This is a genomic window from Amycolatopsis sp. BJA-103 (assembly GCF_002849735.1).
In the GTDB taxonomy this organism is placed as follows: Bacteria; Actinomycetota; Actinomycetes; order Mycobacteriales; family Pseudonocardiaceae; genus Amycolatopsis.
In genome coordinates this window covers 8771380-8785348 of record NZ_CP017780.1, presented here as the reverse complement: position 1 = coordinate 8785348, position 13969 = coordinate 8771380, and the positions used below count along the sequence as shown (strand labels likewise).

Sequence of the window (13969 nt, the reverse complement as noted above, 5' to 3'; positions counted from 1 at the left end):
GGTGAATGTACGACGACATCGTGGAGATGGCCGGCGAGAGCCCCAGCTGGCTTCAGGCCTCCGGCATCCTGTTCACCGACGCGGGAATGCTGATCTTCGCCGCCTTGATGGTCTGGGTCGCCTGGCGGGCCCGCACCTCGCCCACCCGGCTCGCGGTGTCGCTGCTGGTGCCCGGCGCGTGCGCGATCGCGTACCTGATCAGCGAAGGGGCGAAGAGCGTGATCCGCGAGGACCGGCCGTGCCGGAGCCTCGTCACGCTCGTCGACTGCCCGCCGATCGGCGACTGGTCCTTCCCGAGCAACCACTCCACGGTCGCGGCGGCGGCCGCCGTCGGACTCGCCCTCGCCTGGCGACGGCTTGCGCCATGGGTGCTTCCGGGCGCCCTGCTGATGGGCTTCTCCCGGGTCTTCGTCGGCGCGCACTACCCGCACGACGTCCTCGCCGGTCTCGTCCTCGGCTCCGTGACGGCGTGGCTCGTGTTCCGGTACCTGAAGGGCCCCGCGACCGGCATCGCCCGCAGGCTCACCGCGCATGCCGGTGACGCGCCGACCCAGCCCATGCCCAGGGTGCGCACGCGGGGCGACAGCAAAGGTCCCTTGCTGCCGCCCCGTCGGTGAACCGCAGGTCAGGCGTAGGAAGCGACCAGTTCGACCAGCGTCCGCGCGGCGAAACCGGTGGCTCCCGGCACGACGTCGGCGTAGGTCTTGTCGGCCCGCGCGGGGCCGGCGATGTCGAGATGCGCCCACGGCACATCGCCGACGAACTCCCGCAGGAACAGCGCCGCGACGATGCCGCCGGGGCCACCGGGCGCCTGCCGGACGTCGCCGAGTGAGCCCTGCACGGTCTCGGCCAGGTCTTCCAGCAGCGGCATCCGCCACCACGCCTCGCCGACCCGCTCGCCCGCCTTCGTGACCCGCTCCGCGAGCGCGTCGTCGGAGGCGAACACGCCGCCGGTCCGGACGCCGAGCGAGACCTTCATGGCGCCGGTCAGCGTCGCCGCGTCGATCACGGCGTCCGGTTTGTGCTTCTTGATGCCGTAGACGAGCGCGTCGGCGAGGACCATGCGGCCCTCGGCGTCGGTGTTGCCCACCTCGGTCGTCTTGCCGCCGTAGTGGCGGACGATGTCGCCCGGCCGGTACGACGAACCGGACACGTGGTTCTCGGCGGCGGGCACGAGCCCGGTCACCTTGACCGGCAGGCGCAGCGCGGCGATCGCGCGGACCGCGGCGATGATCGCCGCGCCGCCCGCCATGTCGGTGCGCATGAGGTGCATGCCGTCGGCCGGTTTGATCGACAGGCCGCCGGTGTCGAAGGTGATGCCCTTGCCGACCAGCAGCAGATGCGTCGCCGCCCCGCGCGGCCGGTACTCCAGCTCGATCAGCCGCGGCGGAGCGGCCGAGCCGCCGCCGACGGCGAGGACGCCGCCGAAGCCCTGCTCCGCCAGCCACTTCTCGTCCCGGACCGAAACGGTCAGGTTCGGGATACCGCCGGCGGCGCGCGCGGCGGTGTCGGCGAGCCAGGCGGGGGTCTTGATGTTCGAAGGCGCGTTCGCCAGGTCGCGGGCGAACGAGGCGGCCGCGGCGAGTTCGCGGATCCGCTCGAGCGCCTTGTCGTACGCGGGCACGGCGCGTTCGTGGCGAGTGAGCAAGCGCACGGTCCGCAGGCTCGGCTTCGGCTCCTCGGCCGTCACCGTGAACCGGTATCCGCCGAGCAGCAGCCCGAAAGCCAGTTCCTCGAGGTGCTCGGCGCCGACGTCCTCGGGCAGCTCGACGGCGAAGCCGCGGAACGCCTTCTCGCCCGCTTTGACGTCTTCGTCCAGCGCCGCCGAGACGGCGCGGACCAGTGCGGCACCGGCCTTGCGGTACTGCCGTGGTTCACCGTCGCCGACGCCTGCCAGCCAACGGGTGCGGCCGGTCGGCACGGTCTGCACGTCCCCGGCCTTGCCGGTGGGCCGCACACCGCCGATCTCCGCGAGTCCGGCGTCACCGTCCTCTTCGGACGGCGCCGCGATCAGCGTGGCCAGCGGCGTCCCGCGCCGCAGGTCGTCCGAGACCTCTAGTTCGAGCAGCTTCCCCGGAACGGGGGGTAGCGGGTTACGCACAGTGAGCGACCTCCGGGCGCAGATGAACCGCGACCCCGGCCTCCGAACGGAGACCGGGGTGCGGGTGGTTGAACGTAGGTGCGGTCCGGGCTCAGCCGGTGACCTCCTGCAAGGCCGCGCCGAGATCCTTCGCTTCTTCCGCGGAGAGTTCGACGACGAGGCGCCCACCACCCTCGAGTGGTACGCGCATCACGAGGCCCCGCCCCTCCTTAGTCACTTCGAGGGGACCATCTCCGGTCCGGGGCTTCATGGCCGCCATAGCGTGCTCCCTCCGTCTCAACCGGCGCGCCCGGGTCGCGCTCGTCAAAGCCAGCCGGGTCTACTGTCCATTGTCCCTCATCAGCGGCCGAGCGCGAACGCGGACCGATCTTTTGCCGCCGTATCGGTGCTGGTATGCGGCTCGCGAGGCTGAAAGACTTCGTCTCAGACCGCAGTTTCGCCGACTAGGAGATCCCGTGACCACATCCGACGTTCTGCTGACCGCCGACGCCGATGGCGTGCGCACCTTCACGCTGAACCGGCCACAGGCGTACAACTCGCTGACCGTCGAACTCAAGGAACTGCTGCTGGCGGGGCTGCGCGAGGCCGCGGCCGACGACAGTGTCCGCGCGGTGGTGCTGACCGGTTCGGGCAAGGCGTTCTGCGCCGGGCAGGATTTGAAGGAGCATGTCGGGCTGCTGCAAGCGGGTGACCCGGCTCCGCTACACACGGTCAAGGAGCACTACAACCCGATCGTCAAGACCATCGTCGGGATGCCGAAGCCGGTCATCGCAGCGGTGAACGGCCCGGCGGCCGGCGCCGGCGCCGCCTTCGCCTACGCGAGCGACCTCCGCATCGCGTCGACGTCGGCGAACTTCCTGATGGCGTTCGCGAACGTCGGCCTCGGGCCGGACTCGGGCGCGTCGTGGACGTTGCAGCGGCTGATCGGCCTCGGCCGCGCGGCCGAACTGATGCTGCTGGCGCGCACGGTCGACGCGGCCGAGGCGCTGACGCTCGGCCTGGTCAGTGAGGTCGTCCCGGACGAGGAACTGGCGGCCCGCGCACAGAAGCTCGCCGCGAAGCTCGCGGCCGGCCCGACGGTCGCGTACGCGAAGATCAAGAACGTGCTGTCCGTCGCCGCCGAGTCCTCGCTCGACGAGGCGCTCGCCGCCGAGGACGACGCTCAGGCCGCGCTCGGTGCGACCGCCGACCACACCGAGGCCGTCGAGGCCTTCGTGGGCAAGCGCAAGCCGACCTTCCAAGGCAAGTAAGCGCCCCCAAGAGACGCTATGAAAGGCCCGTTACTTGCAAAATTTGCAAGTAACGGGCCTTTCATAGCGCGCGGGAGGCGCATTCGGGACCGGTACCGAGCCTGAGCGGATAAAGTTCGGCGGTGACCCCGACCCCGGCCCGCCTCCAGGCGAAAGCCGCGGAGCACGACCTCGGCGACTGCGTCACCCGCTACCGCCGGAGGCCGGGCCTGACAGGCACCTTCTTCGCGTTCGCCCCACTGGCGGGCGGGATCCTCATCGGCACTCTCGGCGGAGACCCGGTGAAGGCGCTCGGCGTCGTGCTGTTCCTGTGGCCGCCGCTGTTCCTCGCCTGGTGCTACTCGACGAGGAAACGCCTCGACGGCGGCATCTACGTCTTCACCGGCGGCTTCGCCGAGGTCCACGGGCGCAAGATCCCGCACGCGATCACCTGGGCCGAAGTCCGCGCAGTGCGCTACAAGAGCGTCGAGCACTGGCTGAACTTCATCCCCGTCGCCTACGTCGCGAAGTGCACGATCGAACTGCGCGACGGCGGAGTGATCGAACTCGACGGCAGCTACCGGAAGCTGGAGCGACTGGCCGAAGACCTCCACCGCCGGAGCGGCGCCTAACCCGCCCGGAAGCAGTCCTTCACGTGGTCGTCGACCATCCCCGTCGCCTGCATCAGCGCGTAGCAGGTCGTCGGCCCCAGGAACGCGAAGCCGCGCTTCTTGAGCTCCTTCGCCATCGCCTTCGACTCGTCGGTGATCGCCGGGACGTCGCCCATCGTGCGAGGCCGTTTGTGCCGTGACGGCGCGAACGACCACAGCAGGTCGTCCAGCGAACCGTCCAGTTCCCCGATCGCCTTGGCGTTGTTGATCGCCGCCAGGATCTTCGCCCGGTTCCGCACGATCGACGCGTCCTGCATCAGCCGTTCGACGTCGTCGTCGGTGAAGACGGCGACCTTCTTCGGCTTGAACTTCTTGAACGCCTTCCGGAACGACTCCCGCTTCCGCAGGATCGTGATCCAGGAAAGCCCGGACTGGAAGGACTCCAGGCACAGGCGTTCGTACAACTCCTCGTCACCGTGGAGCGGGACGCCCCATTCGGTGTCGTGGTACTCCACGTAATCCGGGGCGGAGTTGCCCCATGAGCACCGCTTGATCCCGTCCGCGCCCAGCAGACCCGCCTCAGCCAACCCGGTACCCCTCCGCGTACTTCACGAATTTCTGCAGGCACAGCCGCAGTCCCAGTTCGAAGCCCGGTTTCGCGACCGGCCAGCCGAGCCGTCCGACGACGCCGAACGGCGGCCGCAGATGCTCCGCCCAGACGAACGTCGACGAATGCGGCCCCTTCTCGATCACTTGGAAGACCCCGGTGCCCTGCACGATCTTGCCGAGATGCCGCACGACGCAGCGCAGCGGCGGCTCCCAGCTGGTGATCTCCATGGTGTCGGTGAACCCGATCCCGGCGACGCCGGTGAAGGCCGACAGCTTCGAGCCGACACTGCGCCCGTTGCCCTCGACGACCTTGACCTCGGTGCCGAGCATCCATTCGCCTTGGCGTTCCCAGTCGGTCAGGGCGAGCCAAGCCGTCCCGGCCGGTACCCCGACGTCGACGGAGACGACGACATCGGTCACCTGGCGCCCTCGCGCTCGGCTTCCAGTTCGGCCACCCTGGACCGCAGCTCCTCGAGCTCGACGCCGAGGCGCCGCATCACCCAGTCCACTTCGGACATCTTGTACCCGCGCAGCACCATCTGGTAGCGGACGGCGTAGACGTCCTCGGCGGTGATGTCTTCGGCGGGCAGCCTGGTCGGCGAGCCGCCCGGGGGCAGCGGGGCCAGTTCCTCACCCCTGCCGAACACCACGGCGGCCAGCAGGAACACCACCGCGGCCACCAGCAGCATGACTACGAGATAGATCAGGGCGGTCGTCACGGCACGATCGTGGCACACGAACGCCACGATCGTCTCGCCAGCAACGCGAGTCGCACACTGACCACCACCCAAAGCACCATCAGGATCCCGCACGGCACCGACAGGAACAGCCGTGACGCGTCGATGAGCCCGGTGGCGAACACCAGCAGCGCCACCGAAAACAGGTTCAGCCCGACGGCCTCGCCGATCAGCACGCCCGCGGTCCTGACCAGCCGTCTCCCGTCCATCCGCCGGGAGAGCCAGCGCATGCAGACGAGCGCGAACACCCCCAGCAGCGGCACGACGAACACCGAGCCGTGGGTGAACTGGGCGACGTACTTGTACCAACCCGGTGTCGGCGTCGCGAGCTGCGACCAGTCGCCGAAGGTCCACTTGCGGGCGAACTCCCAGGCCAGCTGCATCAACGGCACCCCGAGGATCAGCTTCCACAGGGTGCGGGTCCCGCTGTTCATGCCCAGTTCGGCCTGGTAGTCCCGCGCGATCAGGTGCACCGGCCCGAAGTCGTCGACGGCACGCCGTTGCGCGTCGTGCTCGCTCCAGCCGCCCTCCCGGTAGGCGTCGGCGGCGTCGTTGAGCCCGTCCCGCGCCTCGCGCAGCAGATCCCGCTTCGCCGACGCCGGGCCGTCCAGCCGGGTGCGCAGCTCACCGAGGTAGGCCTCGATCACCGTCATGCCGTGATTCTCCGGCTCCGCGCGGCGACCGTGAGCCGCAGGCTGAACAGGATCCACGTTCCGGACAGGACCGCGCACGGCACACTGACGAGCAGCCGGGCGGGCTCCAGGAACCCTGTCGCACCGCCGTACGTCGTGACCGCGAGAAGGTTCAGCCCCACCGCCGCGGCCAGCGACCACGAGACCACGCGAGCGACGGACGGCCCTTCCCGCCGCCGCGAGAGCAGCCGGGCGACGATCAGCCCGCCGATCGCGACGATCGGGGACAGCGCGGCCAGCACGTCGGCCAGGCCGATCGCGCGGTAGTACCAGGACGGCGGCTGCCCCAACCGCGACCAGCCGCCGGAGCTCAGCCCGCGCGCGAGATCCCAGGCGAGGATCAGCAGCGGGACACCGACGATCAGTTCCCACAGGACGCGGATGTCGCGCCGTAGTCCCAGTTCCGCCTGGTAGTCACGGGCGATCAGGTCGGCGGGGCCGAAGTCGGCGACGGCACGGCGTTCCGCGTCCGCCTCGTCGAAGCCGCCCATGCGGTAGGCCTCGGCCGCGTCGATCAGACCGTCTCTCGCCTCGGTGAGCAGATCGGCCTTGGCCCCCACCGGACCGCTCAGCCGCCTGTCCAGATCGCCGACGTAGGCCTCGATGGCGCTCATGCGACGGCCAGGGGCCGGGACCGGAAGACCGCCGGGAGCAGCCAGAAACTGAACACCGCCCAGCCGGCCGCCAGAACGTTGCACGGCAGGCTCATGTTCATCCTGGACGGGTCGAGGACCGAGGTGCCCACGGTGAGCAGCAGCAGCGCCAGCAGGTTCGTGATCGACGCGGCGCCCACCGTCCACCGCGTCACCTTCCCCAGCCGCACGCTGTCGAGCCTGCGCCCCAGCCGGCGGGCGCCGAAGAGCGCGACAGCTCCGATCAGGGGCGAAACGATGACCAGGACGCCGAAGAGTTCGATGACGGACAGGTACCACTCCGGGGGCATTCCCAGGTTGTCCCAATCCCCGTAGGTCCAGAGCCGTGCCAGCTCCCAGCTCACCTGGAACAGCGGGACACCGACGATGACCTTCCACAGGGTGCCGATGTCGCCGCGCAATGCCAGTTCGGCCTGGTAGTCACGGGCGATCAGGCCGGCCGGGCCGAAGTCCGCGACGGCGCGCCGCTCGGCATCCCCCTGGCAGGCACCGCCCTCGCGATAAGCCTCGGCCGCGTCGGAAAGACCATCCCTCGCTTCGGTGAGCAGATCAGCCTTGGCCCCCGCCGATCCGCTCAACCGTCTGTCCAGATCACCGATGTAGGCCTCGATGGCGCTCATGCCGTGCTCCCCCCGAGGACACCACCGATCACGGTGGTGAACTCCTGCCATTCGGCCCGTTCCGCCGCCAGCGCCTTCTGCCCGGAGCGGGTGAGCTTGTACGTACGACGTTTGCGGCCGGACACGACGTCCCATTCGCTGGCGAGGAAACCGGCGCGCTCCAACCGGCGAAGCGCCGGGTAGACGGTGCCCGTCGGCAGGTCGAGCGCACCGTCACTGCGGAGCTGGAGCGCCTCGATGATGGCGTACCCGTGCAGCTTCCGGCCGTCGAGGACGGCGAGGAGCAGCGCGTCGAGGTGCCCGCGCAGGCTGTCGGCCTTCATAGATAGACAGTCTACACATCGCCGCCTACCAGGGTAGCCGGGTCTTTCCGGGGACGGCCTCAGGGAATGTCCCGGAGATGACCCTTAATTCATAGATTTCGTGCCTACATGTAGCCAGCCTACGTATACAGTGCATCGGCATGGACGCACTCCCGATCGCGAGACTCCAGTTCGCGACGACGACCTCGTTCCACTTCCTGTTCGTTCTGCTCACACTGGGGCTCGTGACACTCGTCGCGGTGATGCAGACACGCTCCGCATTCGGCGGCAAGCCTGAACTGATGCGGATGACCCGCTTCTGGGGCAGGCTCTACGTGATCAATTACGCGCTGGGAATCGTCACCGGAATCGTGATGGAATTCCAGTTCGGGCTGACCTGGACAGGCTTGTCCACGGTCGCGGGCGACGTCTTCGGCGCCCCGCTGGCCATCGAGACGCTGGTGGCGTTCTTCGCCGAATCGACCTTCCTGGGGTTGTGGATCTTCGGCTGGGGGCGGCTGAACAAATGGGTCCACCTGACCCTGATCTGGCTGGTCACGCTGACCGCGTACGCCTCGGCGCTGTTCATCATGGTGGCCAATTCGTTCCTGCAGAACCCGGTCGGCACACATGCCGAGAACGGTGTGCTGAAACTCGACGACTTCGGCGCGCTGTTCACCAACCCGGCGCTGGCGATGTCGCTGCCGCACGTGCTGAGCGCGGCGCTCATGACCGGCGGTTTCTTCGTGGTCGGCGTCAGCGCGCACCACTTCATCAAGCGCACCAAGGAGATCGAGTTCTTCCGGACCTCCATGCGGATCGGCGTGCTCACCTCGCTGGTCGGCAGCACGATGGTGATCGGCTTCGGGTTCGCCCAGTTCGGCCCGCTCGGGGAGTACCACCCCGGCAAGCTCGAAGCACCGGAACCGCTGGTCGGCGCCCCGCTGGGGCTCATGATCCAGATCGGCTTCATCGCCTTCCTGGCCTCGATCCTCGGCACGCTGCTGTTGTTCCGGAACTGGATCACCAGGGTGCGGCCGTTGCTGTACCTGATGGTGCTGGCCATCCCGCTGCCGTTCTTCGCCGCGATCTCCGGCTGGCTGGTCCGGGAGATCGGCAGGCAGCCGTGGCTGATCCGCGGGCAGCTGACCACCGCCGACGCCGTCGCGTCGATCCCGGCGGGCCAGATCCTGTTCTCCTTCATCGCGTTCACCGTGCTGTTCGCGACACTCGCGATCGCCGACTGGGTGCTGATGTCCCGGGTCGCCAAACGCGGCCCGGAACCCGAAGAAGAGGCGGCGCCGCCTCGTGCCGAACTTCCCGTCCTGAGCGGAGTCTGACCCATGGTGATCCTGTGGTGGTGTGTGCTCGGTTTCCTGATCTCCGGCTATTTCGCGCTGGCGGGCTACGACTACGGCGTCGGGATGCTGCTCGGCAGGTTCAGCCGTGACGAGGAAGGACGACGGCGCGTCCTCGGTGCCTTCGGCCCGTTCTTCCTGGCCAACGAGGTCTGGCTGGTGGCCGCGGTCGGCGTCCTGTTCGGCGCTTTCCCGCATCTGGAAGGAAAAGTGTTCTCCGGGGCCTATCTCCCGGTCGTCACGCTGTTGCTCGGGCTGGTCGCGTTCACCGCGGCGGTGCAGTTGCGCAGCAGGCGGCCGGACGCCGGCCGCGGTGCCTGGACGCTGGCGATCACCGTCGGCGCCTGGGTGACGGCGGTGTCCTGGGGCGTGTTCCTCGGCAACCTCGTCCTCGGGCTCCCGCTCGACGCCGCCGGGCAGCCGACCGGCGGTGTCCTCGCCGTGTTCGATCCGTACGCGCTGATCTGGGGTGCCGGGTTCGTCGCGCTGTTCGCCTTGCAGGGAGCGGCTTTCCTCGCCGTCCGGGCGCCCGCCGACTTCACCGCCCGCGCGAACCGGATCGCCAAGGCCCTGCTCACGCCGGCGCTCGCGTTCCTGGTCGTGGCGGTCGGCTGGGGCGCCGTCGAGACCACCGCGTCGTGGACCGTGCTGCCCGCGATCGTGCTGGCGTTCGGCGCGCTCGGCGTCGCGGCCGCGGCACTGCGCGCGGGTCGGCACAAGGCGGCGCTGATCGCGACGATGGTCCTGTCCGCGTCGCCGGTGCTGGCCGTCGGGACACTGCGCCTTCCGGATGCGCTCGTGTCCTCTGTGGACGGCGGGTTTTCGCTGAGCCTGACGGAAGCGGCCACCAGTACCGAGACCCTCGATCTGCTCACCATCGTCGGTCCGCCCGCGCTGGTGGCGATCGCCGCCGTGCAGTGGGTGACCTGGCGCAGGCACGGCGACCGGGTCGACCAGCGCTCGCTGCTGCACTTCTAGGAGCCGATGATGCCTCCCCTTCCCGGACTGCGACGCCATTTCGGCGTTCTGGCCGTTCTCGGAACACTGACCGCCGCGGCGATCCTCGTCCAGGCGGACGGCCTCGCGACGCTGCTGACCGGCGGCGGTGTCACCTGGACGCTCGCGGCCGCCATCGCGGTCCGGGTGCTGCTCGCGGGCGTCCAGGGTTCCGTCGGCGGCCGGTTCGCGGCGACGGTCAAAGCCGGGCTGCGCAAACGGCTTCTCGGCGCGGAAGCGGAAAAGCCCGGTGAGGTCGCGGCGCTGGTGACCAAGGGGATCGACGCGAGTGATGCCTATCTGACGGGATATCTGCCGACGGTGGTGCTGTCGGCGATCGTGCCGGTCGCGGTGCTCGTCCGGCTGTTCGCCGCGGATCTGGCGTCGGCACTGATCATCACCGCGACGCTGCCGCTGATCCCGGTGTTCGCGATCCTGGTCGGCCAGCACACGAAGGCGAAGACGGCCAAGCAGTGGGCGCTGCTTTCCAAGCTGGGCGGGCATTTCCTCGATGTCGTCCGCGGTCTCGGCACGCTCAAGGTGTTCGGTCGCGCCGACGCGCAGGCCAAGACCGTGCGGGCGATGGCGGACGCGCATACGGACGCGACGATGCGCACGCTGCGGGTCGCGTTCCTGTCCGCGCTGGTGCTGGAACTGGTGGCGACGCTGTCGGTGGCGCTCGTGGCGGTGCCTATCGGCTTCCGCCTGCTGGAAGGCGGGATGGTCGTGCACACCGCGGTGCTGGTCCTGCTGCTCGCGCCCGAGGCCTATCTGCCGTTGCGGGCGGCCGGGGCGAAGTTCCACGCCAGCGCGGAAGGGCTCGCGACGGTGAAGGAGGCGCTGGCCGTCCCCGCGGAGGAGATCGTCCGGGGTTCGCAGGTGGCCCGCCGCGGTGCGCCGCGGATCGTGCTGGAGCAGGTGAGCGTCGCGTACGGCGGCGAGACCGTTCTGTCCGAAGTGGACATGACGATCGAGGCGGGCGAGCACGTCGCGCTCGTCGGTCCCAGCGGTTCCGGGAAGAGCACCCTGCTGGCGGTGTTGCTGGGTTTCGTCACGCCGACGTCCGGCCGGATCCTCATCGACGGCGTCGACCTGCGCGAACTGGATCCGGCGCCGTGGCGCGCCGGGGTGGCGTGGGTGCCGCAGCGGCCGACCCTGTTCACCGGAACCGTCGAGGAGAACATCGCCATGGGCCAGGTGCCGGACGTCCAGGCGGCGGCCCGCGCGGCGGCGTTCGACGAGGTCGTGCGGGGGTTGCCCGACGGCTACCGGACCCGGATCGGGGAGCTGGGCGCGCCGCTTTCCGCCGGGCAGCGGCAACGGCTCGGCCTCGCCAGGGCACTGGCCCGCACGGAAGCGGGCCTGGTGCTGCTCGACGAACCGACCGCCCGGCTCGACGCGGAAACCGAGGCGGCCGTGCTGGCCGCGACCCGCGAACTGCTCACCGGCCGGACCGCGGTACTCGTGGCGCACCGGCCCGCGATGGCCGCGCTGGCCTCCCGCGTCCTCGAAGTCCGCGATGGCGCCGTAAGAGAACGGGAACTGGTGTGAACGTCTGGGGTGTGTCCGCGAAGGACGTCGTCCGGCTGGTCCGCGCCGGGCTGATCGCGGCCGGTGCGGAACTGGCGGGCTTGGCGCTGATGGCCACCGCCGCGTGGCTGCTGCTGAAGGCGGCCGAGCGGCCGCCGCTGGCTTCGCTCACGGTGGCGATCGTCGCCGTCCGGACGCTGGCGTTGCTGCGCGGCGGGCTGCGCTACGCGGAACGGCTCGCCGGGCACGAGGTCGTCCTGCGTTATCTCGGCGCCCTGCGGACCCGCGTGTACACGTCGTTGCTGCCGCACCGGGTTTCCCGGCATTCCGGCGGTGACCTCGTCACGCGCCTGGTGTCCGATGTGGACGCCGTGCAGGACGCGATCCTGCGCTGCCTGCTGCCCGCCGGGGTCGCCGCCTTCGTGGGCATCGTGTCGACCACGTTCGCCCTGATCGTCAGCCCGACGGCCGGTCTGGTGCTGGCGCTCGGGCTCGTCGTCGCGGGGATCGGGCTGCCGTGGCTGTGCGTGCGGATCACTCGCGCGGCGGCGGAGAAGAGCGCTCCGGCGCGGGCCGATCTCGCCGAACGCGCGGTCGAGCTCATCACCGGGCGACGGGAGCTGATCGCCCACGGCGTGCACGAGTCCACTGTGGACGCCGCGCACACCGCCGTCGACGCGCTCGCCGTCCGGGACCGGGCGACGGCGAACCGGACCAGCCTGCTGACCGCGGCCGGGATGCTCGTCCAGTTGCTGACCTGCGTCACGATCGCGCTGACCGCCGGGGTTTCGCCGCCGCTGACCGCCGCACTGGCCCTCGGCGCGCTGACCGTGTTCGAGCTGGTCCTCCCGCTGGCCGCCGCCGCCCAGCGCTGGGTCGAGGTCCGGGCATCGGCGGGCCGGGTGCGCGCGCTGCTGACCGAGCCCGCGCCCGCGCGCGGGACACTGGTGCCCGAGCCTGGACACCTGCGGCTCGAAGGCGTCGGCGTGCGGTTCGAGGGCAGGGCTGCGGCGCTCGACGGCGTCGACCTCGATCTGCCGCCGGGCAAACGGGTCGGGATCCTGGGGCCGAGCGGCGCCGGGAAGACGACGCTGCTGAACGTGCTGCTGGGTTCCGTGGCGCCGACCTCCGGGCGCGCTCTGCTGAACGGAAAGCCGCTGGACGTCTACGATCCGGCGCTGCTGCCGTCGGTGGTTTCGGGCGCGCTCGCGGACGCGCACGTCTTCCACACGACGGTCCGGGAGAATCTGCTGCTCGCGAAGCCCGGTTCTTCGGACGCCGAGTTGCTCGCCGCCTGCGCGACGGCGGGGTTCGACCTGCCGCTGGATCGCGAAGCCGGTTCCGACGGCGACGCTCTGTCAGGAGGGCAGCGCCAGCGGCTCGTGCTCGCGCGGGCGGTGCTGGCCGCGCCGCCGGTCCTGGTGCTGGACGAGCCGGTCGAGGGGCTGGACCCGGAGCACGGCGACGCCGTCCTGGCGGACGTGCTCGCGGCCGCGCGCGGCACCGTCGTCCTCGTGACGCACCGTGAAGCGCATGTGGCCGGGTTCGACGAGGTACTACGTTTAGTGCAACCAGTCAGGCGCAGCCTGTCCCTTGAGGGTGGTGGTGGGGCGGGGTCTGGGTTAGGCCGCGCACTTCCCGCATCGGCGGCCGGTCGCTGATCGACACCTCGGCCACCTCAGGCAGCCACTCGTCCTCTACTTGCGCGAACTGTGTCAACAGCGCCGGGTCGTCCGACTTGATGCCGCAGCGCGCGAGCGCCGTCCCGAGGATCTGCCGGGCCATCACGCCCAGCTGAAGCAGCGAACGGTTGCGGTGCTTGCGTACGCCGAGGTTGACCTGCGCGAGCCCTTCGAGGCCGTAGCGCGCTTCGGCGTCGAGGATGAGCCCGATCTCGACGCCGTACCCGGCCGCGAAGGGCACTGACTCGAGGAACTTGCGCGTCGCGGCGTACTCGCCGCCCAAAGGCTGGATGAGCGCCGACAGCGACGGGCGCAGCGCCGAAAGGACCGGCCGCGCCAGTAGCTCGGTGACCCGGCCACCGCCGCTGCTCTCCAGCCGCAGCGGCCGCCGGTAGAACCCCTTGACCAGGTGGACACCGTTTTCGCAGAGCAGCGGCCCGAGCAGGGTCGGCACGAAGGCCGGGTCCGGGTCGACGAGGTCGGAGTCGAGGAACACGACGACGTCACCGGTCGTCGCGGCCAGCGACCGCCACAGCACCTCGCCCTTGCCGGGCACCGGCGGCAGCCCGGGGAGCACATCCTCGCGATGCACCACCCGCGCGCCGGCGCGGGCGGCGAGCTCGACGGTGGCGTCGGTGGACCCGGAATCCATCACGACCAGCTCGTCGACGACCGTGCCCAGCAACGGGCGGACCGTGCCGACGACCTCGGCGACGGTGTCCTGTTCGTCGAGTGCCGGTAGCACGACCGAAACCGTCCGGTCACCCTTCGCAGCGACGATGTCGTCGAGCGTCCAACCGGGGTTCTGCCACGTACGCCGCTCGAACCAACTCATGAGTAGTGATCGTG

The 13969-nt window shown here is 70.1% G+C and carries 17 protein-coding genes; 7 read left to right on the top strand and 10 right to left on the bottom strand.

Going from position 1 to position 13969, the window contains the following annotated elements; genetic code table 11:
- The first annotated feature begins 5 nt into the window (after positions 1-5).
- The gene (locus BKN51_RS39860) at positions 6-617 is read left to right on the top strand and encodes a phosphatase PAP2 family protein (RefSeq protein ID WP_101612474.1); all 612 of its coding nucleotides are present in this window, start codon (positions 6-8) and stop codon (positions 615-617) included.
- Between the two features lie 8 nt (positions 618-625).
- Here BKN51_RS39860 and BKN51_RS39855 read toward each other — a convergent pair whose 3' ends face one another.
- Both BKN51_RS39855 and BKN51_RS39850 read right to left on the bottom strand, forming a co-directional pair.
- Positions 626-2101: a leucyl aminopeptidase family protein gene (locus BKN51_RS39855; RefSeq protein ID WP_101612473.1), complete on the bottom strand. Its 1476-nt coding sequence runs from the start codon at positions 2099-2101 to the stop codon at positions 626-628.
- A 91-nt stretch (positions 2102-2192) separates the two neighbouring features.
- Positions 2193-2360, bottom strand: coding sequence for a DUF3117 domain-containing protein (locus tag BKN51_RS39850; protein ID WP_005155393.1), 168 nt, complete (start codon positions 2358-2360; stop codon positions 2193-2195).
- A 196-nt stretch (positions 2361-2556) separates the two neighbouring features.
- Here BKN51_RS39850 and BKN51_RS39845 point away from each other — a divergent pair, with 196 nt between their 5' ends.
- On the top strand, positions 2557-3351 hold the full coding sequence (locus BKN51_RS39845) for an enoyl-CoA hydratase/isomerase family protein (protein WP_101612472.1): 795 nt from the start codon (positions 2557-2559) through the stop codon (positions 3349-3351).
- Between the two features lie 122 nt (positions 3352-3473).
- Complete coding sequence (locus tag BKN51_RS39840; protein ID WP_101612471.1) at positions 3474-3962, top strand: hypothetical protein; 489 nt, start codon at positions 3474-3476, stop codon at positions 3960-3962.
- On the opposite strand, the gene BKN51_RS39835 is transcribed toward BKN51_RS39840, so the two are convergent.
- The 7 genes from BKN51_RS39835 to BKN51_RS39805 are packed head-to-tail and all read right to left on the bottom strand — an operon-like array spanning position 3959 to position 7575.
- Positions 3959-4528, bottom strand: coding sequence for a DNA-3-methyladenine glycosylase I (locus BKN51_RS39835; protein ID WP_101612470.1), 570 nt, complete (start codon positions 4526-4528; stop codon positions 3959-3961). The two genes, BKN51_RS39840 and BKN51_RS39835, sit on opposite strands and share 4 nt — an antisense overlap.
- Positions 4521-4970, bottom strand: a complete 450-nt coding sequence (locus BKN51_RS39830) for an SRPBCC family protein (RefSeq protein ID WP_101612469.1) — start codon at positions 4968-4970, stop codon at positions 4521-4523. Before BKN51_RS39830 ends, BKN51_RS39835 begins: the two co-directional genes overlap by 8 nt.
- Positions 4967-5269 carry a DivIVA domain-containing protein gene (locus BKN51_RS39825; protein ID WP_101612468.1) on the bottom strand — a complete coding sequence of 101 codons (303 nt, stop codon included), beginning with the start codon at positions 5267-5269 and terminating at the stop codon, positions 4967-4969. The genes BKN51_RS39830 and BKN51_RS39825 overlap by 4 nt, the downstream gene beginning before the upstream one ends.
- The gene (locus BKN51_RS39820; RefSeq protein ID WP_101612467.1) at positions 5266-5940 is read right to left on the bottom strand and encodes a permease prefix domain 1-containing protein; all 675 of its coding nucleotides are present in this window, start codon (positions 5938-5940) and stop codon (positions 5266-5268) included. Before BKN51_RS39820 ends, BKN51_RS39825 begins: the two co-directional genes overlap by 4 nt.
- Positions 5937-6593 carry a permease prefix domain 1-containing protein gene (locus BKN51_RS39815; protein ID WP_101612466.1) on the bottom strand — a complete coding sequence of 219 codons (657 nt, stop codon included), beginning with the start codon at positions 6591-6593 and terminating at the stop codon, positions 5937-5939. Before BKN51_RS39815 ends, BKN51_RS39820 begins: the two co-directional genes overlap by 4 nt.
- Positions 6590-7252, bottom strand: a complete 663-nt coding sequence (locus BKN51_RS39810) for a permease prefix domain 1-containing protein (RefSeq protein WP_101612465.1) — start codon at positions 7250-7252, stop codon at positions 6590-6592. The genes BKN51_RS39815 and BKN51_RS39810 overlap by 4 nt, the downstream gene beginning before the upstream one ends.
- Entirely contained in the window at positions 7249-7575 is a 327-nt protein-coding gene (locus BKN51_RS39805) for a helix-turn-helix transcriptional regulator (RefSeq protein ID WP_005155407.1), read from the bottom strand. Before BKN51_RS39805 ends, BKN51_RS39810 begins: the two co-directional genes overlap by 4 nt.
- A gap of 140 nt (positions 7576-7715) precedes the next feature.
- Here BKN51_RS39805 and BKN51_RS39800 point away from each other — a divergent pair, with 140 nt between their 5' ends.
- From BKN51_RS39800 to cydC, 4 genes are read left to right on the top strand one after another with little or no spacing between them, the layout of a single operon-like run.
- Complete coding sequence (locus tag BKN51_RS39800) at positions 7716-8894, top strand: cytochrome ubiquinol oxidase subunit I (protein WP_101612464.1); 1179 nt, start codon at positions 7716-7718, stop codon at positions 8892-8894.
- A 3-nt stretch (positions 8895-8897) separates the two neighbouring features.
- Positions 8898-9890 carry a cytochrome d ubiquinol oxidase subunit II gene (locus BKN51_RS39795; protein ID WP_101612463.1) on the top strand — a complete coding sequence of 331 codons (993 nt, stop codon included), beginning with the start codon at positions 8898-8900 and terminating at the stop codon, positions 9888-9890.
- Positions 9891-9899: 9 nt separating this feature from the next.
- Complete coding sequence (gene cydD, locus BKN51_RS39790) at positions 9900-11459, top strand: thiol reductant ABC exporter subunit CydD (RefSeq protein WP_101612462.1); 1560 nt, start codon at positions 9900-9902, stop codon at positions 11457-11459.
- Entirely contained in the window at positions 11456-13099 is a 1644-nt protein-coding gene (cydC, locus tag BKN51_RS39785; RefSeq protein WP_233223100.1) for a thiol reductant ABC exporter subunit CydC, read from the top strand. The genes cydD and cydC overlap by 4 nt, the downstream gene beginning before the upstream one ends.
- Here cydC and BKN51_RS39780 read toward each other — a convergent pair.
- Positions 13014-13955 (bottom strand): glucosyl-3-phosphoglycerate synthase, encoded by a 942-nt coding sequence (locus BKN51_RS39780; RefSeq protein ID WP_101612461.1) that lies wholly within the window; start codon positions 13953-13955, stop codon positions 13014-13016. The genes cydC and BKN51_RS39780 overlap by 86 nt on opposite strands.
- Between the last annotated feature and the right edge of the window lie 14 nt (positions 13956-13969).

Excerpts from the sequence above, each read along its gene's own strand:
- BKN51_RS39860 (WP_101612474.1), top strand. The coding sequence starts at position 6 with ATGTACGACGACATCGTGGAGATGGCCGGCGAGAGCCCCAGCTGGCTT.
- BKN51_RS39850 (WP_005155393.1), bottom strand. The coding sequence starts at position 2,360 with ATGGCGGCCATGAAGCCCCGGACCGGAGATGGTCCCCTCGAAGTGACT.
- BKN51_RS39820 (WP_101612467.1), bottom strand. The coding sequence starts at position 5,940 with ATGACGGTGATCGAGGCCTACCTCGGTGAGCTGCGCACCCGGCTGGAC.
- BKN51_RS39815 (WP_101612466.1), bottom strand. The coding sequence starts at position 6,593 with ATGAGCGCCATCGAGGCCTACGTCGGCGATCTGGACAGGCGGCTGAGC.
- BKN51_RS39810 (WP_101612465.1), bottom strand. The coding sequence starts at position 7,252 with ATGAGCGCCATCGAGGCCTACATCGGTGATCTGGACAGACGGTTGAGC.
- BKN51_RS39805 (WP_005155407.1), bottom strand. The coding sequence starts at position 7,575 with ATGAAGGCCGACAGCCTGCGCGGGCACCTCGACGCGCTGCTCCTCGCC.
- BKN51_RS39800 (WP_101612464.1), top strand. The coding sequence starts at position 7,716 with ATGGACGCACTCCCGATCGCGAGACTCCAGTTCGCGACGACGACCTCG.
- BKN51_RS39795 (WP_101612463.1), top strand. The coding sequence starts at position 8,898 with ATGGTGATCCTGTGGTGGTGTGTGCTCGGTTTCCTGATCTCCGGCTAT.
- cydD (WP_101612462.1), top strand. The coding sequence starts at position 9,900 with ATGCCTCCCCTTCCCGGACTGCGACGCCATTTCGGCGTTCTGGCCGTT.
- BKN51_RS39780 (WP_101612461.1), bottom strand. The coding sequence starts at position 13,955 with ATGAGTTGGTTCGAGCGGCGTACGTGGCAGAACCCCGGTTGGACGCTC.